Consider the following 18,589-nt stretch of genomic DNA (forward strand, 5'->3'; position numbering starts at 1 on the left):
ATAGAGCCGAAAACCTATCCACAGCCCCCACCTGACGGCGGGAATCCAGCACGTTAAGCCCTGGTTAATACTGGCACAAAGCGTGCATACTCCCACCCGTCTTTCAAATCTGGCCAAAAAGCGTTGTCGCACCCATGAAAAAGATCGAAGCCATCATCAAGCCCTTCAAGCTCGACGAAGTGAAAGAAGCCCTCCACGAGATCGGCCTGCAGGGCCTGACCGTGACCGAGGCCAAGGGCTTTGGCCGCCAGAAGGGCCATACCGAGCTCTATCGTGGCGCCGAATATGTCGTCGACTTCCTGCCGAAGGTGAAGATCGAAGTGGTGCTGGACGACGCGATGGTCGAAAAGGCCGTCGAGGCCATCACCCAGGCGGCCCGCACCGGCCGGATCGGCGACGGCAAGATTTTCATCTCGACAGTCGAAGAGGTAATTCGCATCCGCACCGGCGAAAAGGGCGCGGAAGCAGTCTGACGGCGGGGCAGTCCATCCCCGCCATTCCATCTCATCGAGTAGCCCGTATCGAACATTCCGCGCGGGACCCCTCCGTGAGCATTACCAACCCAGGGAAGAAGCAGCAGGAAAACAGCCATGGCTGATGCAAAATCCATTGTGAAGCAGTTGAAGGAAAAGGACGTCAAGTACGTCGATTTCCGGTTCACCGACCCGCGCGGCAAGTGGCAGCATGTCGCTTTCGACATCACCATGTGCGACGAGGCGACCCTGAAGGAAGGCATCATGTTCGATGGCTCCTCGATCGCCGGCTGGAAGGCGATCAACGAGTCCGACATGCTGCTGAAGCCGGACCTCGATAGCCTCACGTTCGACCCCTTCGCGGCCCAGACCACCGCGATCCTGTTCTGCGACGTTCTCGAGCCGCATGAAGGCACCCCGTATAACCGCTGCCCGCGTTCGATCGCCAAGGCCGCCGAAGCCTTCGTGAAGTCGAGCAAGGTCGGCGACGTCGCCTATTTCGGCCCGGAAGCCGAGTTCTTCGTGTTCGACGATGTCCGCTTCAAGACCTCGATGAACGAGACCTTCGTCTACCTCGACGACATCGAAGGCGACTACAACTCGGGCAAGGTCTACGAAGGCGGCAACATGGGCCACCGCGCCCCGATCAAGGGCGGCTATTTCCCGGTTGCCCCGCTGGATCAGGGCGGCGACCTGCGTTCGGAAATGCTGTCCACCATCGCCGCGATGGGCGTGACGGTCGAAAAGCACCACCACGAGGTGGCGAACAGCCAGCACGAACTGGGCATCAAGTTCGCCACGCTGCTGAAGTCGGCCGATGGCATGCAGATCTATAAGTACTGCGTGCACAACGTGGCCCATGCCTGGGGCAAGACCGCGACCTTCATGCCGAAGCCGATCAAGGGCGACAACGGCTCGGGCATGCACGTGCACCAGTCGATCTGGAAAGGTGGGAAACCGCTCTTTGCCGGCAACAAGTATGCCGGCCTGAGCGAGCTGGCGCTGTTCTACATCGGCGGCATCATCAAGCACGCCAAGGCGCTGAACGCCTTCACCAACCCGCTGACCAACAGCTACAAGCGCCTGATCCCCGGCTTCGAGGCCCCCGTGCTGCTCGCCTACTCGGCGCGCAACCGTTCGGCTTCCTGCCGCATCCCGTTCGGCGCCGGCGAGAAGGCCAAGCGCGTCGAGGTCCGCTTCCCCGATCCGGGCGCGAACCCCTATCTCGCTTACGCCGCCATGCTGATGGCCGGTCTGGACGGCATCAAGAACAAGATCCATCCCGGCGCGGCCATGGACAAGAACCTCTATGACCTGCCGCCCGAGGAACTGAGCAAGGTGCCGCAGGTTTGCGGCAGCCTGCGCGAAGCCCTGGAGAGCCTGGACAAGGACCGCGCCTTCCTGAAGGCCGGCGGCGTGTTCAACGACGACTTCATCGACGCCTACATGGAGCTGAAGTGGGAAGAGGTGTATGCCTTCGAGCACACCCCGCACCCGATCGAATTCTCCATGTACTACTCGGTCTAAGACCCGCTTCCCTGGGCCCGCGGCCTAACAGCCGAGAGTCCAACGAGCCCCGCCGGTTCCTGCCGGCGGGGCTTTTCTTTTGCGCCCGCTTTTGCCCTTAGGGGGCGGGCGGGAAAGGCATTATGATGGGCTTCCCCACAGGGAGGATAAAACCATGCGCCTGAACCGCCATCTTGCCCTCGCCATCGCGGCCCTGTTCAGCCTCGGCCTGTTCGCCGCCGCCGGCCCGCTCAAGGCCCAGACCGCCACGCCGGCCAAGCCGCCCGCCCAGGCTCAGAAGGGCCCAGAAAAGAAAACTGAAAAGAAAGCTGAAAAGAAAACCGAGACTTCGAAAGACAAGGCCACCAGCGCCAAGAAAAAGGCCGAGACCGAAAAAGGCCGCACCCATGGCATGGACCAGGGCCAGAAGAAGGGTATGGACAAGGGCCAGAAGAAAGGCATCGAAAAGAAGAGCTGAGCCGGGATCACCGCGCCGGCGGGCCGCACTGCCCCTTGATTCCGGCAGGCGGCCCGACGACACTCCGCCGCCATGACCGCCACCGTTACTGCCCCAGGCCGCCGCAGCGACAGTCCTGTCACGCTTGCACCGATTCTTTATTTCGTCAGCATCATTGTCTGCTGTTTCGGCATTGCCATGTTCGCGCCGATGCTGATCGATCTGGTGGACGGTCACGAGGACTATCGCATTTTCCTCACCTGCGCGACCGGCACACTGTTTGTCGGCGGCGGCATTGCCATGGCCAACCGGGGCCGCAATGTGAAGATGAACCTGCAAGAAACCTTGCTGGCCATTCCAATCGCCTGGCTGACCGTTACCTTCACCAGCGCGATCCCGTTCATGCTGTCGGATTTCCACCTGAGCATGACCGATGCGGTATTCGAAACCATGTCGGGCTTGTCGGCCACCGGCTCAACCGTGATCGTCGGCCTGGATACCGCACCGCGCGGCCTGCTGCTGTGGCGTTTCCTGCTGGTCTGGTTCGGTGGCTTTGGCGTGGTGACCATCGCCGTGCTGCTGCTGCCCTTCCTGCGTATCGGCGGCCTGCAGCTGTTCAGCATCGATCTCTCGGCCCAATCAGGAAAATTCCTGCCGCGCATTACCGAGGTGGTGACGCAGATCGGCTTCATCTATATCGGCCTCACGGTTGCCTGCTCGATTTGCTACTGGCTCGCCGGCATGGAAAGCTTCGACGCCATCGGCCATGCCATGGCGGCGGTGGCGACCGGCGGGTTCTCTTCAAAGGATGCCAATATAGGGCATTACCAGAGCGCTGCGGTGGAGTGGATCAGCGTGATATTCATGGCACTGTCTGCGATGCCCTTTGTGCTGATGCTGCAGACTGTGTACGGCCGGCTCGATGCGCTGTGGCGCGACAGTCAGGTGCGGCTGTTTCTCGCCTTGATCGTTATCGGCATCGCCCTGATCGCTTTCTGGCGTGTCAGCGTCAACAATACGCCATTCGGCCAAGCGATCCGCGAGGCGGCCTTCAATGTGGTTTCGATCATCTCCTGCACCGGCTTCACCAGCCAGGATTTTTCCTCCTGGGGTGCATTTCCGGAATTGCTGCTTTTGATCGCCATGTTGATTGGTGGCTGCACTGGCTCGACTGCCGGTGGAATCAAGATATTCCGCATCCTTACCCTGATGCAGCTGCTGCGCGCCCAAGTGCGCCGCCAAGTGATGCCGCATGCCACCATCCGCATCACGTTCAACGGTGACAACATCCCCGATTCCGTACGTGCCGGCGTCACCAACTATTTCTTCGTCTACCTGCTCAGTTTTTTCCTGTTATCGTTGGCGATCAGTTTCACAGGCCTAAGCATTCCGGAAAGCATGGGTTCCGCCGCTACTGCGCTGGGCGGTGTTGGTCCCTCGCTCGGGCCGAATATCGGCCCGTGCTGCACCTTCCGGGATATTCCAGATCCGGCGAAATGGTTCATGGCCCTGGGTATGCTGGCCGGGCGGCTGGAAATCCTGATCCTGCTGATCCCCTTCAGCCGCTCCTTCTGGCGCCATTAGGCGTTCTGCCGCCATCAGGCGGAACCGGCTGCGATCCCGGGCGTTTATCGCGGGAGACCCGAGCCCGAGGATCCGAGGAAGAGTCATGTCCAGCGAGAAATTGCACGCGCCGCGCGACCGGCTGAGTGCGAAGACCATCGCGATGCACCACGCCATCGTTTCGCTGATGGAAGAGCTTGAGGCCGCCGACTGGTATCGCCAGCGCGCCGACGATTGCGATGATTCATCGCTGCGCAGGATCCTGCTGCACAACATGCGCGAGGAAATCGAGCATGCCGCCATGGTGCTGGAATGGCTGCGCCGCAACGACCGCGACTTCGCCAAGCAGCTTGGCGAGTATCTGTTCACCGACAGCGATATCGCCGTCCGCGAGGAACAGGCCGCCGGAAAAAGCTGAACGGGAAAAAGCCGATCAGCCGTTCAGCCGCGCCACCGCCCGCGCATCGGTTTCCGCCATCGCCGTGGCATAGGCCCCCAGCCGGCCGCGCAGGCTGGCCACAATGGCGGGATCGGCCGTTTCCGGCGAGCCACCGTAAGGCGGCTGCGGCTCGTATTCGATCTGCAGCTGGATTTCCCGCGCCAGCGTCTCGCCGGCCAGCATCGCCACCAGCGTCAGCCCGAAATCGATCCCCGCCGTGACGCCGCCGCCGGTGACGCGGTTGCGGTCGATCACCACACGCTGGGAGACGGGCGTGGCGCCGAAGGCGGCCAGGCGGTCGAGCGACATCCAGTGCGTGGTGGCGCGATAGCCGCGCAGCAGCCCCGCCGCCGCCAGCACCAGCGCGCCGGTGCACACCGCCGTCACGAAACGGCAGCCCGGCGCCTGGCTTTTGAGGAAATCCAACGTGGCGGCATCTTCCATCGCCTGCAGATGCCCCGGCCCGCCGGGCACGCAGACCACATCCAGCTGCGGGCAATCGGCATAGCGCGTGGTGGGCAGGATGGTCAGCCCGGCGCTGGAACTGCGCACCGGCTCAAGCGTTGGCGCGAGCAGATGGCAGGTGGCGCCGGGCAGCTTGGCGAAGACCTCCCACGGCCCGGTCAGGTCGAGCTGGGTCAGGTTGGGAAACAGCAGCAAACCGATCTGCAACGCCATGGTCTTTGCCCCGCGGGATGAACAGCGCACCGAGCCTGCCGCAGGCCCGCCGGCGCGGCAACAGCGGAATTGTCGCCATCCATTCCCGCCGCTTTCGTGGCAATGACGAGTATGTCAGAGTTTCCGGAATCATCATCCGCGGAGCCGCCCATGGCCCATGCCCTCGATCCCCGCCCTTCCCCGAACACCGGCCATAACCGTCCCGATCTCGACACCCCCGAGATCCGCCAGGCCCGCATCGACCTCGCCGCCTGTTTCCGCATGGCGGCGAAGCACGGCATGCATGAGGGCATCTGCAATCATTTCTCCGCCGTGCTGCCGGGCCATGACGACCTGTTCCTGGTCAATCCCTACGGCCAGGCTTTCTCGGAGGTCAGCGCCTCCAGCCTGCTGGTCTGCGATTTCCATGGCAACGTGATCGCCGGCCAAGATCAGACCTGGGGTCAGCCCGAGGCGACGGCCTTTTTCATCCATGCCCGCATGCATCTGCGCGTGCCGCGCGCCCGCGTCGCCTTCCATACCCACATGCCCTATGCCACCGCGTTATGCATGACGGACCTATGTGCGAATGGCGGCGATCCACTGGTCTTCGCCGGCCAGACCGCGCTGAAATTCTACGGCCGCACCAAAGTCGACGCCGATTATAACGGCCTGGCGCTGGATCATGCCGAGGGCGACCGCATCGCCGCCAGCGTCGGCGACGCCGACATCATCTTCATGCGCCACCACGGCGTGATGGTGCTGGCGCCCAGCATCGCCGAAGCCTGGGACGACCTGTATTACCTGGAACGCGCCTGCCAGGTGCAATGCATCGCCATGGCGACCGGCCGCAAGGTGGTGCCGGTGCCGCGGCAGATCGCCGAGGCGACCTATGCCCAGATGCGCGAGGGCGACCGGGAATCCGCCCGCCTGCATCTGGAAAGCTGCAAACGCCAGCTCGACCGCGAACAGCCGGATTACCGCTTCTGAGGCTCGGCCCGTCCAACCACCCGCTGAGATCAGCAATATCTGTCTGGAACATAGACAAAAAGGATAGTCACCCCGGGGCATCCTCTTGAAAAAAGGGCGCATGCTCGCGTAGCGTGTAGATGGGTCTGGAGGCAGGCCCATTTGAAAAAGAACTGCTACCTTTGGGGGATGAATGAAGAAACTGGCCGTATTTTCGGCCGTCGCGGCGATGGTCGCCGTGACGGGCTGCTCGACCATTGTCGAGGGAACATCGCAGACCCTCTCCTTCAACACCGATCCGTCCGGCGCCACCTGCTCCCTGGTGCGCAATGGCGCCACCATCGGCAAGGTGGTGACGCCCGGCGCGGTGCGGATCGACCGCACCAAGCATGGCATCGATGTGACCTGCAACCTGGATGGCTATGAGCCGGGGACCATGCATCTGAAGTCGCATGCTTCGGCTGCCACCTTCGGCAACATCATCGCTGGCGGCGGCATCGGCTGGGCCATCGACTCAGCCGCCGGTTCCGACAACAAGTATGATGAAGCAACCTTCATCACGCTGAACAAGAAGGTCGCCTCACGCTGACCTTTGCCAGGCCGGGGACGCACCCATGGCCGAACAGACCAGCGGGCAGTCGGGAAACCGGCTGCCCGTTCTGTTTCAGCTCTCGCTGTCCGGTTTTGCCACGGCCAGACGCCAGCCGCGGCGTAACGCGGCGATGCGGATGACGAAACACAGCACGCCGCCGGCGATCACGCCGGCATGCAGGTCCAGCCCGGCGGCATCCATCGCCACCACCAAAGCGGCGCCGGCCAGAGCCGCCACGGCATAGACCTCGGCGCGCAGCACGGTGGGGATTTCCGCCAGCAGGATGTCGCGCGCCATGCCGCCGCCGATACCGCTGAGCGTACCCAGCAAAGCGGCGGCCAGCGGGTTGAGCCCGTAGACCAGCGCCTTCTGCGCGCCCAGCACGGCGAACAGCGCCAGGCCGGCGGCATCGAAGATCTGCACCGGATGCTTCAGCTTCTCGACCTGGGCATGGAAGAAAAACACGATCAGGCCGGCGACCACGGCAATCGCCAGATAGGGCCAGTCGCGCAGGGCCGCCGGCGGCAGCGCGCCGATCAGCACGTCGCGCAGGATGCCGCCGGCCGAAGCGGCGGCGAAGGCCAGCACCAGCACGCCGAACACGTCCAGCCGGCGGCGCACGCCGGCCGTGGCGCCAGAGAGCGCGAAGACGAAGGTGCCGATATAGTCGAACAGCGTGAGCAGCATGGCTTAGTCATGCCATGGCTTGGCCGCTCAGTCAGTTACTTTTACGCCTTGTGGTCGCGTTTCTTGAATTTCGGCTTGCCGGCGAACTTTGGCTTAAAGGGCTTGTGATCGCCGTCCGTGCCGTCTGCGCCCGGCTTGCCTCCGGAGAATTTGCCGCCGCCAAACTTGCCCTCGCCGCCCTTGTACTGCCCCGGCTTGTAGGGCGTCTTCTTGTACGGCTTGGCATCCTCGCGCGGCCGCGCCTCGGCGGCCTGTTCGGTCGGCCCGTTGGGCAGCCGCGTGATGGTGATCTGCTTCTCGCCGGTGCCCTCGCGGGCGATCTGCGCGGCGAAGCGTTCGGCGGCCTCGGCCGAAATCTCGAACTGGCTTTCGGTGTGGAAAATCTTGATCGCGCCGACATCGCGGCGCGTGACATGGCCGACCCGGCAGATCAGCGGCAGCAGCCAGCGCGGCTCGGCATTCTGCTTGTGCCCGGCCGAGATGCTGAACCACGCGCCGCCCCTGCTCTCGCCGCTACCGTATTCGCGACGCGGACGCGGCTGGAACTCGGGCTCCGGCGCGATGTCCAGCAGCTCCTCGGGCGCCGGGCGGCTGGCCTGCTGCAGGCGCAGGTAGGCCGCCGCAACTTTCTCGGCGCCATGCAGGGCCAGCAGCTCGGTGGCGAAGCTCCGTTCGTCCTCGCTCACCTCGGCCAGCAGGCTGGCATCGTTGAGCATGCGCGTGCGGTCGGCAGCCAGGATGTCGGCGGCGCGCGGCGGCGTGCCCCATTGCGCCGTGATCCTGGCTTCCTGCAGCAGGCGCTGCACCCCGCGCTTGCGGTTATGCGGTGCCAGCACCACGCAGATGCCCTTGTTGCCGGCCCGGCCGGTGCGGCCCGAACGATGCAGCAAAGTCTCGGCATTCACCGGCGGATCGGCATGCACCACGAGATCCAGGCCCGGCAGATCGATGCCGCGCGCCGCCACGTCGGTCGCCACACAGACCCGCGCCCGGCCGTCGCGCATCGCCTGCAGGGCATGGGTGCGCTCGGTCTGCGACAACTCGCCCGACAAAGCCACCACGGCAAAGCCGCGATTGCCCAGCCGGGCGGCCAGATGGGTCACCGCCATGCGGGTGCCGCAGAACACCATGGTGCTCTTGGCATCGAAATAGCGCAGCACGTTGATGATGGCATTCTCGCGTTCGTTCGGCGCCACGGCCAGCACGCGGTATTCGATATCCACATGCTGGGATTTTTCCTGCGCCGTGGAAATGCGCACCGCCTCGCGCTGGAAGCGTTTGGCCAGCATGGCGATGGGTTTTGGCACGGTGGCCGAGAACAGCAGGGTGCGGCGCTCGGGCGGCGCCGCGTCGAGGATGAATTCCAGGTCCTCGCGGAAGCCGAGGTCGAGCATCTCGTCGGCTTCGTCCAGCACCACGGCGCGGAGCGCGCCGATATCCAGGGCGCCGCGCTCGATATGGTCGCGCAGGCGGCCCGGCGTGCCGACCACGATATGGGCGCCGGCATTCAGGGCCTGGCGCTCGGTGCGCATGTCCATGCCGCCGACACACGACACCACGCGGGCGTTGGTGGGGGCATAGAGCCATTCCAGTTCGCGGCAGACCTGCAGGGCCAGTTCGCGCGTGGGCGCGATGATCAGCGCCAGCGGCGGCGCCCAGCCGCCGGGGCGGAAGGGTTCGAAGCCATCGGAGCCCTGCAGCAGCGTGGGCGCGATGGCCATGCCGAAGGCCACCGTCTTGCCCGAGCCGGTCTGGGCCGAAACCAGCAGATCGGATTCAGTGAGATTGGGGCCCAGCACGGCGAGCTGCACGGGGGTGAGCGTGGCATAGCCGCGCGCGGACAGGGCCTGCGCCAATGGCGGCACGACGCCGGCAAAAGCGGCGTTTTCGGAATCGGTCATGGAATCAGTCTTCCGGGAAACAGAGGGCGGCGATATCGCAACGGCCCACCCAGCATAGTCAGGGCCGATCAGGGAATGGCGACAATCATCCGCCGGCCCTGCTGCGGCGGGGTATAGGCGCAGACGCGGCAGGCGTCAAGCGGAGGGTGGGAGGAACAGGTGGTTCAGGGGGTTAGGCCCACCTCTCCACCTCCTCAATCGTCATGCCCCGCCTTGGGCGGGGCATCCACGAGTTATTTTCTATGGCATCAGGGAAGATTGTTATTTTTCGCAGGGCGGCAATCTATTCTCATCAGGCACAATGCTAAATTTCTTAATTGATAGCCTCGCCCCAAAGGTGATCGCAGTGGAATATTTTTCAGCAACCATTGCCCTGATCGATTCAATAGATGCTTGGCAATTTACACCTAAGATGACCTCAGCAAGCCGAACATCTTTGCCAAATTCATAAAAATACAAACTAGCTTCTTTCTTCATGTCCGCAAGAGCAAGAAAAACTCTATGCTCTTCCTCATACTTCCAATTATCAAACTTGGTACAACGAATTTTATCTTCCTGCTCACGGGTGAGGCGTGGCTTAGAAATATCCTCGACTTCAGCTAGATCCCTCTCCCCTACATAATGAACCGCTTGAGCAATGTCTCTTTTTACGTCAAATCCTAGACAAACTCCTTGGTGCTTCGCACCGTAATGACTCCACAAAACAGGATTCGTCCAGTCCCCACTAAAGCAGAGCAGTCCTGTCTGCTCATTTTGAATCGCTTTCAGATCTTGCAACGCTTTCTGCCCTGATAGACCACCTTTTAATTTTAACGCCATATATTCGAACGGGTCATTTACTTCTGAAATTCGAGCTACTTTTAAGCGCCCTAGGGCGAGATTATTAATCGCGTATTCCAATGTGGTTAGGTGATACAAACGAATGAACTCCTTTGGCGGAGGCTTCATTGCGGTAACGCTACCCATGTTTCCACGATATCCGGCAGCTTCCCATTCTCTACGTAAATCTTCGTTCAGCTTCATTCTCTATCCTTAAATTTTAGCTTTACCTTCAAATGTAAAAACAAACTCGTGGATGCTCGGGCCAAGCCCGAGCATGACGATGGTGGGCGCGGTGGTACTCGCCTTCACCGCCCGAGTATGATGGGTGGTGGGGGGACTTCCCTACCTTCGCTACCCGAGCATGACGGATGGGGTTCAGGGCACGAAGAAAAACCCCTTGCCCGCCGTTTCGCGCCACGCAATCCTGCCGCATGTCTGGTGGCTGGGTCTATATCGTTTGCAACAAACCCAACGGCACGATCTATGTCGGCGTCACGGCCGATATCCGCCGCCGCGCCCATGAGTATCGCGAAGGACTGGTCGAAGGCTTCAGCAGGACATACGGTCTTAAGCGGCTGGTCTATGCCGAAGAGCATGCCAGCATCACCGATGCGATCAGGCGCGAGAAGACGCTGAAGCGCTGGCCGCGCGCCTGGAAGGTGCGGCTGACCCATGCGGTCAATCCAGACTGGGCTGATCTGTATGAGACGCTATAGCTGAAAAAGCCAACTCGTGGATGCCACACCCAAGGCGTGGCATGACAATTTGGGAGGTTAGCCCGCCTCATCCTCCTGCCCGCGCCGGAAGCGCGGCATGTCTTTCGGGAAGATCTGTCCCGCCAGCAGCAGCGGCATCTCGCCGTCGCCATGGGAGAGCGGCAGGATCAGGGTTTCGCAGGCCCAGGCCTGCTTGAAGGATGAGAGCTTGTAGGTGAACCGCACGGCGCGCTGGCCGCGCCAGGCCAGGCTCAGCGCCGCCGCGATCTGGTCGATGCGGCCGGCATCGGGATGCTGGTCGAGCCAGGAGCCGGTGAGTTCGACGCCCAGGTGATCCACCACCTCGGTGCCCACCAGGCGATAGCGGAAACGCAAAGGCTCGGGCTGCACATCCATCAGCACGATCATGCCGATCATGAAGCGCAGCCGCAGCGGATCGACGAAAGCGCGGCCGGGCGCCCGCAGGCCATGGGCATGGGCCTCACGCCACAGGCCGTAGAGCCGGCGCAGGCGTTCGTCGCCCAGCACCACCGGCGCATCCACGGTTTCTATTTTTGTCGAGCCCACCGTCAGCATGGCATGCCCCCTGCCACGGAAACATGCTAGCAGTTTCGCGCGCCGGCGGCAGCGGCGAATTGCAGGCGTATGTTAATACCGCCGATCTTCAGACAGACAATTCGTATGCGGTATTACAGCGTCTCCCCAAGTTTCCCGAGCAGCCATGTCGTGCCTTCCTCGCGGGCCTTCGCATCGTCGTAGCCGTCGAGATAGACGCCCTGTTCGGTGAAGGTGAGCTTCGTCTTGCCGCCCGCCTCCGCCTGCAGGTCGATGGTGGTGAGCGACACGGAAATGCGTTTCTCGTTCAGATGCATGTCATAGGCATAGACGATGCGCGCATCCGGCACGATGTCGTAATAGATCGAATCGAAGACATGCATCACGCCGCTGCTGTCGCGCGCGCTGCTATGCTCGCGGCCGCCGACGCGGAACTCGACGCTCTGTTTCACATCCACCCAGTCCGGGGGCGGCGAAAACCATTTCGCCTTGGCCTTCGGATCGGCGAAGGCGGCGAACACGCGGGCCGGCGGCGCGTCGTAGACGCGGGTGATGGTGAAGGTGTTGTGCAGGGCGGAACGCGGCTTCGGCGTGGCGGTCTGGCTCATGGGTCTCTGTTTCACTCCTGATCGGGTTTGGTCGCATTGAGGAAATCGCCCAGCGCATCGAGGCGGCGTTCCCACATCGCCTTGCGCTCGGCGATCCAGCGTTCCGCCTGGGTCAGCGGCGCCGGATTGAAACTCAGCAGATGCTCCCGCCCCTGCTTGCGCCGGCGCACCAGGTCGGCGCGTTCCAGCAGGCGGATATGCTTCGACACCGCGTTGAGCGACATGGCAAAGGGCAAGGCCAGGTCGGTGACGCGGGCCTCGCCGCCCTGGTCACACAGGCGTTGCAGGATGGCCCGCCGGGTCGGGTCGGCCAGCGCCAGCAGGGTGTGATCCAAAGCTGTGATCTGAAAATCGGGTATCGGGCTCGCGGTCTGCATGGCGACTAAATATTCAACCTTTTGGTTTAATGTCAAGCCGCGATCTTGCCTCAGGACATATTCACCCTATGTTCTCATTTGCGGCTGTTGCGCATCGTGAATCCGTGTCATCCACCACCCGCCGCACGGGTGCACTCCCCGGACAAGCCCGGACGGAATTGGCGACGATTGGCCAAAGTTGGCAATCATTGTCGATAATTGGCGATTACTGGCAGGCCTCTGGCGACGGCTTGCCGCTCTCCGGCCGGTCTTGGCTGGATAATTTCCATTCCCGATCAAGGGCATGCCGGCAGCCGGACGGAGTCCGGCCCACCGGCTGCCCGCCCATCCCTACTTCCGGCTGTGCCGGCGGCTAGCCCTGCGGCGCCAGCACATCCCGGTTCGGACAGAAGGCCGGCGCGCCGGCGCCCTCGTTCGCCGCCAGCCAGTCCCGGCATTCCGGCCGCTCGGCGCAGAAGGCGCAGTTATGCTGCATGTCGCGCAGCAGTTCCGGCGCCAGCCGGGCTTTGCCGGCGGCAGCCCGCCGGGCCAGCAGTTCCTCCAGCTCGGCGCTGCCGCCGCCATCGCGCACCAGGGCCGCCAGGTCGCCGTCGCTCATCGCCATATCCTGGGCGATGCGGTGGCGGTCCTCGCTGGCCAGGCCGCGCCATTCCTGCTCCTCGGCCAGTTTGTTCCACACGGCCTTCAGCCAGCAGCCGAGGCCGGGTTTCTGATATGTGTGCTGCGCCTGCATGGGTCTCCTCCCGCTGCTGCTGCATTGCTGCACACCAGCCTAGACCCGCCCGGTTTAGCGGCTTTGTTCCAGATCAAACTATCGCGTCAGCCCAACCCTGCTAACCCTTGGCGTAACGCAGGAACACCTCGCCGGCCAGCAGATGGGCGATCTCGCCGCGGCCGTCCAGCAAAGGCAGGATCAGCCGGTCGTATTGCAGGATTTTCGGCCCGTCCCAGCGCGTCACGCTCACATGCACCGGCCGGCGTTCGGTCACCGCCAGGTCGAAATGCTGGCGCACCACCGGCCGGGTTTCGATCACGGTGCCATCCGCGCCCACGCTCAGCGCCTCGCCCGCCACATGGCGATAGCCGTTGCCCATGGCCAGATAGCGGTAACGCCCGTCGGCCAGCGCCTCCACCAGCGCCAGGTCGGCGACGCCGGGCAAAGTCTCCACCGGCGGCAGCGCGTCATAGGCCAGCAGCGGCTGCCGCCCGCGCCGCTCGTCATACAGCGCCTGCAGCGCGATCAGCTCGGGCGCGACGATCTCGTCGGCCGCGTAATGCCGGGGGCCGTTACTCATGCGCCCTCTTTGGGGACTGGCCGCGGCCTGCCGTTCTCGTCGATGGCGACGTAGGTGTAGACGCCCTCGGTCACCTTGATCTCGGTGGGGTCCAGCCGGCGCGCCACGATGGTCTCCAGCTTCACCGCCATCGAGCTGCGGCCGACGCGGATCACGCTGCCGTAGATCGACACCACGTCGCCCACCTTGATCGGCTGGTGGAAGGTCATGGCATCCACCGCCACGGTCACCACCCGGCCCTGGGCGCGCCGGGCCGCCACGATGCCGCCGGCGATGTCCATCTGGCTCAGCACCCAGCCGCCGAAGATGTCGCCGTTGCCGTTCATGTCGGCCGGCATCGGGGCCGAGCGAATCACCGGTTCGCCGCGCGTCGAGGTCTGGGTCATGGTCCTATATTCCTACCATATGTTGGTTGTGCCGCCGGCACGGGCCCCACTATACTGCGGCGCAAATCCGAGTCACCCCTTAATCGAAATCCGTGAATAGTATGAACGACTTGTTCCAGCAGGGAAGCAAGGGCGGCAGCGATTACACCGCCAAGGACATCGAAGTTCTCGAGGGCCTGGAGCCGGTGCGGCGCCGGCCCGGCATGTATATCGGCGGCACCGACGAACGCGCCCTGCACCACCTGTTCGCCGAAGTGCTCGACAACGCGATGGACGAGGCCGTGGCCGGCCATGCCGACCGCATCGAGGTGACCCTGCAGGCCGATGGCAGCCTGAAGGTGTTCGATAACGGCCGCGGCATCCCGATCGACAAACATCCCAAGTTCAAGGACAAGTCGGCGCTGGAGGTGATCCTCACCACGCTGCATTCGGGCGGCAAGTTCTCGTCGAAAGTCTATTCCACCGCCGGCGGCCTGCATGGCGTGGGCATCTCGGTGGTGAACGCCCTGTCCGACCGGCTCACCGTGGAAGTGGCGCGCGACCGCGAGCTGTGGCGGCAGGAGTATTCGCGCGGTGCGCCGCAGGGCAAGCTGGTCAAGGTGGGCAGCGTGCCGAACCGGCGCGGCACCACGGTGATCTTCCATCCCGACGAGCAGATCTTCGGCAAGGGCGCGCATTTCCGCGCCGCGCGCATCTTCAAGATGGCGCGCTCGAAGGCCTATCTCTATCCGGGCGTGAAGATCTTCTGGGCCTGCGCGCCCGAACTGCTCAAGGATGGCGACGAGACGCCGGCCGAGGCTGTGCTGCATTTTCCCGGCGGGCTTCAAGACTATCTGAACGAACAGCTCGAGGGCCAGCAGACCGTGACGCCGACGCCATTCGCCGGCCGCGCCGAGCTGGCGGGCGAACGCGGCAAGGTGGAATGGGCGATCCACTGGCCCAGCGACATCGACGAAGGCTGGCTGCAATCCTACTGCAATACCGTGACCACACCCGAGGGCGGCACGCATGAAGCCGGTTTCCGCAGCGCCCTGATGCGCGGCCTGAAGGATTACGCCGAGCTGACCAACAACAAGAAGGCGGCGCAGATCACCGCCGACGACATCCTCACCGCCGGCACGGCGATGCTTTCGGTCTTCATCAAGGACCCGCAGTTCCAGGGCCAGACCAAGGACAAGCTGGTGACGGTGGAGGCGCAAAAGCTGGTCGAGACGGCCGTGAAGGACCATTTCGACCATTGGCTGGCCGGCGCGCCGCAACATGCCAATGCCCTGCTCACGCGCCTGATCGAACGCGCGGAAGAACGCCTGCGCCGCCGCGCCGAAAAGGAAGTCAACCGCAAGTCGGCCACGCGCAAGCTGCGCCTGCCCGGCAAGCTGGCCGACTGCGCCGACGAAGCCGCCAACGGCTCGGAGATCTTCATCGTCGAAGGTGACTCGGCGGGTGGTTCGGCCAAGCAGGCGCGCGACCGCCGCCGCCAGGCCGTGCTGCCGCTGCGCGGCAAGATCCTCAACGTCGCCTCGGCCGGTTCGGGCAAGCTGGCCGCCAACCAGGAGCTGGCCGACCTGATCCAGGCCCTGGGCTGCGGCACCGGCGGCAAATACCGCGAGGAAGAACTGCGCTACGACAAGGTCATCATCATGACCGACGCCGATGTCGACGGCGCGCATATCGCATCCCTGCTGATGACCTTCTTCTTCCGCGAGATGCCCAAGCTGATCGAGCACGGCCATCTCTATCTGGCGCAGCCGCCGCTGTATCGCCTCTCTGCCGGCGGCAAGACCTTCTACGCCATGGACGACGACGACAAGGACCGCCTGATCAAGCAGCATTTCGGCAGTCGCAAGGTGGAGATCAGCCGCTTCAAGGGCCTGGGCGAGATGCCGCCCGCGCAGTTGAAGGAAACCACCATGAACCCGAAGAACCGCACCCTGCTCCGCGTGCAGGTGCCGGTGGACGAGGCCAAGGAAGCCGACGACCTGGTGGAACGCCTGATGGGCCGCAAACCTGAACTGCGCTTCCAGTTCATCCAGGAACGCGCCGCCTTCGCCACCGATATCGACGTGTGAATCTGCATGCCGGGGATGATTGGTGTCGACAACCTGCCGATCATCGCCCTGGCAACCATCGCGGTCGCCGTGATCAACACGGTGATCATGGCCGGTGTCAGCGCGGTGCATCCGCGCGAGTCTGGCCCGTCCACCTGGGCATTGGCCAATATCACCTTCGGCGTCGGCCTCGCCATCCTGGTGCTGCGCAAGCCCGGCAACGAACCCATCGTGGCCCTGTCGGGCAACGCGCTATTCGTGATCGGCTATATCCTGTTCTGGTTCGGCAGCCGCCAGTTCAAGGGCCTGCCCCTGCCCTGGCGCAGCGCGGGCCTGCTGTTCGTCATCTTCTTCGGCCTGTTCTCCTGGTTCCTACTGGCCAGTCCCGACATTGCCATTCGCGCCGCCATCGTCGCCGCAGCGATCGCCCTGATCTGCATCTGTATCGCATGGACCATGCTCTATCGCATCGAGATCGGGCTGATGCAGACCCAGGCTTTCGTCGGCCTGCTGTTCGGCATGCTGGCGGCGCTTTACATCATGCGGAGCTTCGCCGCGCTGGCCGGCCAACTGAACGTGGATGGCCTGCGCGACGGTCCGATCGGCAACGGCATCTTCCTGATCCCGGCGATGGCGGCCCTGCTCGCCACCATTGCCTGCGCGCTGATGGTGAGCCAGCGCCTGCTGCAACGGCTGCAGACCAGCGTACGCACCGACCAGGTGACCGGCCTGGTCAATCGCGGCCTGCTGAACGAGATCGGCGCCAAGGAAGTTTCGCGGGCGCGCCGGCATGGTTATGGCCTGTCGGCGATTATACTGGACATCGATCATTTCGAGGCCCTGATCCGCGAGCAGGGTTATGCCCTGGGCGATGCCGTACTGCGGCAGATTGCCGGGATCATCAGTTCCAGCATGCGGCGCGAGGATTACCTGGCGCGGGTCGATGGCGCCGCGTTGTGCATCCTGCTGCCCAGCACCCGACTGGCCGGCGCGCAGCAACTGGCCGAGCGCCTGCGCCAGCAGATCGCTTCCATGCGGCTCGAGGGCAATCCCGACACAGCCATCACCGCCAGCTTCGGAATCGCCACGCTGGGCCTGCATGGCGATGACTGGACCAGCCTGATGCAGCGTGCGGAGACCGCGCTGAATCACGCCAAGACCGATGGCCGCAACCGGGTGTCGGTCGCCCGGCTGGCTGAAGTCAGCCCCGATCCCGCCTAGATCAGGCCGCCAGCCATTCGCGCAGGGCCGCCGCCGTCTCGTCGGGCTTTTCCATCGGCGGCAGGTGGCCGCAATGCTCGATCACCTTCAGCTTCGCCCCGGGAATCAGCGCGGCCATTTCCTCATGCAGTTCCAGCGGCGTGAGCGCATCCTGCCGGCCGCACAGCACCAGAGCCGGCAAGCGGTATGCCTTCAGATCCTCGCGGCCATCGGGCCGGGCGATGATGGCGGTCTGCTGCTTGATGAAACCGTCACGGCCGATCTGCTCGGCCATCGCCATCAGCCGATCGGTCATCGCCGTATTCGACAGGTTGTCGGGATGCAACAGAACCGGCAGCAATTGCGGCGTCACGCCGCGAAACCGGCCGATCTGGCCCAGCTTGATAAGAGCGCGGCGGCGCTCGGTCTGTTCCGGCGTATCGGCACGGGATGATGTATCCATCAATGTGATCCGCGTGACACGCTGCGGCGCCTGTCGCATGATTTCCTGCGCAACATAACCGCCCATCGAAAGGCCGCAGAGCGCAAAAGTCTCGGGCGCCTCGGCCAGGATGGCGCGCGCCATGTCGCTGAAATTATCCATATCGTAATGGCAGGACGGCACGATGCATTGCGCGACATCGGACAGGCGGGCAATCTGCTCGCGCCAGAAATCGTCAGTCAGCAACAGGCCTGGAATCAGCACCAGCGGCTGGCGCATGGCGGCATCCTTTCGTTTCAGATTACTTGATCAGGCGGGACAGGCTCTTGAAATCCGGATGCGCCGCGCTGCCCAGCCATTCGAACAGGCACATTTCGGTGGTGACGAGTTCCGCGCCTGCCGCCTGCAGGCGTTGCAACGCCACGGATACGCTGTCGGCATGACGCGAAGATACCGCATCGACAACAACGGCAACCTGGCGGCCGGCCTCCCGCAAGGTCAAGGCCGTCTGCAACACACAGACATGCGCCTCGATCCCGGCGATCACGATCTGCGGGCGGTTTGCCGCTTCGATACGGCTGCGGATGGCAGGGTCGCTGGCGGCCGAAAAATGCATCTTGGCCAGCACCGGTACATCCCCGGCCTCGGCCATCACTTCCGGCATTGTAGGACCCAGCCCTTGCGGATATTGCTCGGTGATCAGCGCCGGAATGGCCAGCCGCCGCGCCGCCTGCAGCAGAATACCGGCCTGGCGCATCACGCGCGCGCCATCCAGCATCACCGGCAACAGCCGGGCCTGGATGTCGATCACAAGAAGCTGGGTTTCAGGCGCGGCAAGCAACATGGCGGAATCCATCGGGTCCGCCCAATGTAGTGCGCCGCTATCATTACGGCAA

General features: G+C 63.6%; 22 protein-coding genes. 10 read left to right on the plus strand and 12 right to left on the minus strand.

What is annotated here, in order from left to right; all coding sequences use genetic code 11:
* Nucleotides 1-134: 134 nt before the first annotated feature.
* From ACE3OO_RS00770 to ACE3OO_RS00790, 5 genes are all read left to right on the plus strand, one after another.
* Nucleotides 135-473, plus strand: a complete 339-nt coding sequence (locus ACE3OO_RS00770) for a P-II family nitrogen regulator (protein WP_144258114.1) — start codon at nucleotides 135-137, stop codon at nucleotides 471-473.
* Nucleotides 474-590: 117 nt separating this feature from the next.
* On the plus strand, nucleotides 591-2,000 hold the full coding sequence (gene glnA, locus ACE3OO_RS00775; protein WP_374298689.1) for a type I glutamate--ammonia ligase: 1,410 nt from the start codon (nucleotides 591-593) through the stop codon (nucleotides 1,998-2,000).
* A gap of 154 nt (nucleotides 2,001-2,154) precedes the next feature.
* The gene (locus ACE3OO_RS00780) at nucleotides 2,155-2,457 is read left to right on the plus strand and encodes a hypothetical protein (RefSeq protein ID WP_374298691.1); all 303 of its coding nucleotides are present in this window, start codon (nucleotides 2,155-2,157) and stop codon (nucleotides 2,455-2,457) included.
* Between the two features lie 72 nt (nucleotides 2,458-2,529).
* Nucleotides 2,530-4,020, plus strand: a complete 1,491-nt coding sequence (locus ACE3OO_RS00785) for a TrkH family potassium uptake protein (protein WP_374298692.1) — start codon at nucleotides 2,530-2,532, stop codon at nucleotides 4,018-4,020.
* An 85-nt stretch (nucleotides 4,021-4,105) separates the two neighbouring features.
* Nucleotides 4,106-4,417, plus strand: a complete 312-nt coding sequence (locus ACE3OO_RS00790; protein ID WP_374298695.1) for a ferritin — start codon at nucleotides 4,106-4,108, stop codon at nucleotides 4,415-4,417.
* A gap of 15 nt (nucleotides 4,418-4,432) precedes the next feature.
* On the opposite strand, the gene ACE3OO_RS00795 is transcribed toward ACE3OO_RS00790, so the two are convergent.
* Entirely contained in the window at nucleotides 4,433-5,116 is a 684-nt protein-coding gene (locus ACE3OO_RS00795; protein WP_374298697.1) for a DJ-1/PfpI family protein, read from the minus strand.
* Between the two features lie 150 nt (nucleotides 5,117-5,266).
* Between ACE3OO_RS00795 and ACE3OO_RS00800 the strand changes: the two genes are divergently transcribed.
* Nucleotides 5,267-6,085: an aldolase gene (locus ACE3OO_RS00800; RefSeq protein WP_374298700.1), complete on the plus strand. Its 819-nt coding sequence runs from the start codon at nucleotides 5,267-5,269 to the stop codon at nucleotides 6,083-6,085.
* 172 nt (nucleotides 6,086-6,257) lie between these two features.
* Nucleotides 6,258-6,653 carry a hypothetical protein gene (locus tag ACE3OO_RS00805; protein WP_374298703.1) on the plus strand — a complete coding sequence of 132 codons (396 nt, stop codon included), beginning with the start codon at nucleotides 6,258-6,260 and terminating at the stop codon, nucleotides 6,651-6,653.
* A 75-nt stretch (nucleotides 6,654-6,728) separates the two neighbouring features.
* Here ACE3OO_RS00805 and ACE3OO_RS00810 read toward each other — a convergent pair whose 3' ends face one another.
* The 3 genes from ACE3OO_RS00810 to ACE3OO_RS00820 all read right to left on the minus strand — a co-directional run bounded on the left by ACE3OO_RS00810 (nucleotide 6,729) and on the right by ACE3OO_RS00820 (nucleotide 10,267).
* Nucleotides 6,729-7,343 carry a trimeric intracellular cation channel family protein gene (locus ACE3OO_RS00810; RefSeq protein ID WP_374298705.1) on the minus strand — a complete coding sequence of 205 codons (615 nt, stop codon included), beginning with the start codon at nucleotides 7,341-7,343 and terminating at the stop codon, nucleotides 6,729-6,731.
* Nucleotides 7,344-7,384: 41 nt separating this feature from the next.
* The gene (locus ACE3OO_RS00815) at nucleotides 7,385-9,244 is read right to left on the minus strand and encodes a DEAD/DEAH box helicase (protein WP_374298708.1); all 1,860 of its coding nucleotides are present in this window, start codon (nucleotides 9,242-9,244) and stop codon (nucleotides 7,385-7,387) included.
* A gap of 261 nt (nucleotides 9,245-9,505) precedes the next feature.
* Nucleotides 9,506-10,267 carry a DUF2971 domain-containing protein gene (locus ACE3OO_RS00820; protein WP_374298710.1) on the minus strand — a complete coding sequence of 254 codons (762 nt, stop codon included), beginning with the start codon at nucleotides 10,265-10,267 and terminating at the stop codon, nucleotides 9,506-9,508.
* 230 nt (nucleotides 10,268-10,497) lie between these two features.
* Between ACE3OO_RS00820 and ACE3OO_RS00825 the strand changes: the two genes are divergently transcribed.
* Nucleotides 10,498-10,782: a GIY-YIG nuclease family protein gene (locus ACE3OO_RS00825; RefSeq protein WP_374298712.1), complete on the plus strand. Its 285-nt coding sequence runs from the start codon at nucleotides 10,498-10,500 to the stop codon at nucleotides 10,780-10,782.
* A gap of 57 nt (nucleotides 10,783-10,839) precedes the next feature.
* Here the strand turns inward: ACE3OO_RS00825 and ACE3OO_RS00830 are convergent, their stop codons facing one another.
* The 6 genes from ACE3OO_RS00830 to ACE3OO_RS00855 form a co-directional block, all read right to left on the minus strand.
* On the minus strand, nucleotides 10,840-11,358 hold the full coding sequence (locus ACE3OO_RS00830; RefSeq protein ID WP_374298715.1) for a PAS domain-containing protein: 519 nt from the start codon (nucleotides 11,356-11,358) through the stop codon (nucleotides 10,840-10,842).
* Nucleotides 11,359-11,471: 113 nt separating this feature from the next.
* On the minus strand, nucleotides 11,472-11,945 hold the full coding sequence (locus ACE3OO_RS00835; protein ID WP_374298718.1) for an SRPBCC family protein: 474 nt from the start codon (nucleotides 11,943-11,945) through the stop codon (nucleotides 11,472-11,474).
* Nucleotides 11,946-11,956: 11 nt separating this feature from the next.
* Nucleotides 11,957-12,322: an ArsR/SmtB family transcription factor gene (locus ACE3OO_RS00840; protein WP_374298720.1), complete on the minus strand. Its 366-nt coding sequence runs from the start codon at nucleotides 12,320-12,322 to the stop codon at nucleotides 11,957-11,959.
* Nucleotides 12,323-12,674: 352 nt separating this feature from the next.
* Nucleotides 12,675-13,055: a DUF6455 family protein gene (locus ACE3OO_RS00845; RefSeq protein ID WP_374298724.1), complete on the minus strand. Its 381-nt coding sequence runs from the start codon at nucleotides 13,053-13,055 to the stop codon at nucleotides 12,675-12,677.
* Between the two features lie 100 nt (nucleotides 13,056-13,155).
* Nucleotides 13,156-13,617 (minus strand): hypothetical protein, encoded by a 462-nt coding sequence (locus ACE3OO_RS00850; RefSeq protein ID WP_374298726.1) that lies wholly within the window; start codon nucleotides 13,615-13,617, stop codon nucleotides 13,156-13,158.
* Nucleotides 13,614-14,003 carry an acyl-CoA thioesterase gene (locus ACE3OO_RS00855; RefSeq protein WP_374298728.1) on the minus strand — a complete coding sequence of 130 codons (390 nt, stop codon included), beginning with the start codon at nucleotides 14,001-14,003 and terminating at the stop codon, nucleotides 13,614-13,616. Before ACE3OO_RS00855 ends, ACE3OO_RS00850 begins: the two co-directional genes overlap by 4 nt.
* Before the next feature lie 101 nt (nucleotides 14,004-14,104).
* On the opposite strand from ACE3OO_RS00855, the gene parE reads away from it, so the two are divergent.
* Together parE and ACE3OO_RS00865 are read left to right on the plus strand one after the other, a co-directional pair.
* On the plus strand, nucleotides 14,105-16,072 hold the full coding sequence (gene parE / locus ACE3OO_RS00860) for a DNA topoisomerase IV subunit B (protein WP_374298731.1): 1,968 nt from the start codon (nucleotides 14,105-14,107) through the stop codon (nucleotides 16,070-16,072).
* Nucleotides 16,073-16,087: 15 nt separating this feature from the next.
* Nucleotides 16,088-17,272, plus strand: coding sequence for a GGDEF domain-containing protein (locus ACE3OO_RS00865; RefSeq protein ID WP_374298734.1), 1,185 nt, complete (start codon nucleotides 16,088-16,090; stop codon nucleotides 17,270-17,272).
* A 1-nt stretch (nucleotide 17,273) separates the two neighbouring features.
* On the opposite strand, the gene ACE3OO_RS00870 is transcribed toward ACE3OO_RS00865, so the two are convergent.
* Both ACE3OO_RS00870 and ACE3OO_RS00875 read right to left on the minus strand, forming a co-directional pair.
* Nucleotides 17,274-17,972 (minus strand): alpha/beta fold hydrolase, encoded by a 699-nt coding sequence (locus ACE3OO_RS00870; RefSeq protein ID WP_374298736.1) that lies wholly within the window; start codon nucleotides 17,970-17,972, stop codon nucleotides 17,274-17,276.
* A 22-nt stretch (nucleotides 17,973-17,994) separates the two neighbouring features.
* Nucleotides 17,995-18,549 (minus strand): isochorismatase family protein, encoded by a 555-nt coding sequence (locus tag ACE3OO_RS00875; RefSeq protein ID WP_374298738.1) that lies wholly within the window; start codon nucleotides 18,547-18,549, stop codon nucleotides 17,995-17,997.
* Between the last annotated feature and the right edge of the window lie 40 nt (nucleotides 18,550-18,589).

Origin of the sequence: Ferrovibrio sp. (genome assembly GCF_041906005.1) — a bacterium.
GTDB lineage: Bacteria > Pseudomonadota > Alphaproteobacteria > Ferrovibrionales > Ferrovibrionaceae > Ferrovibrio.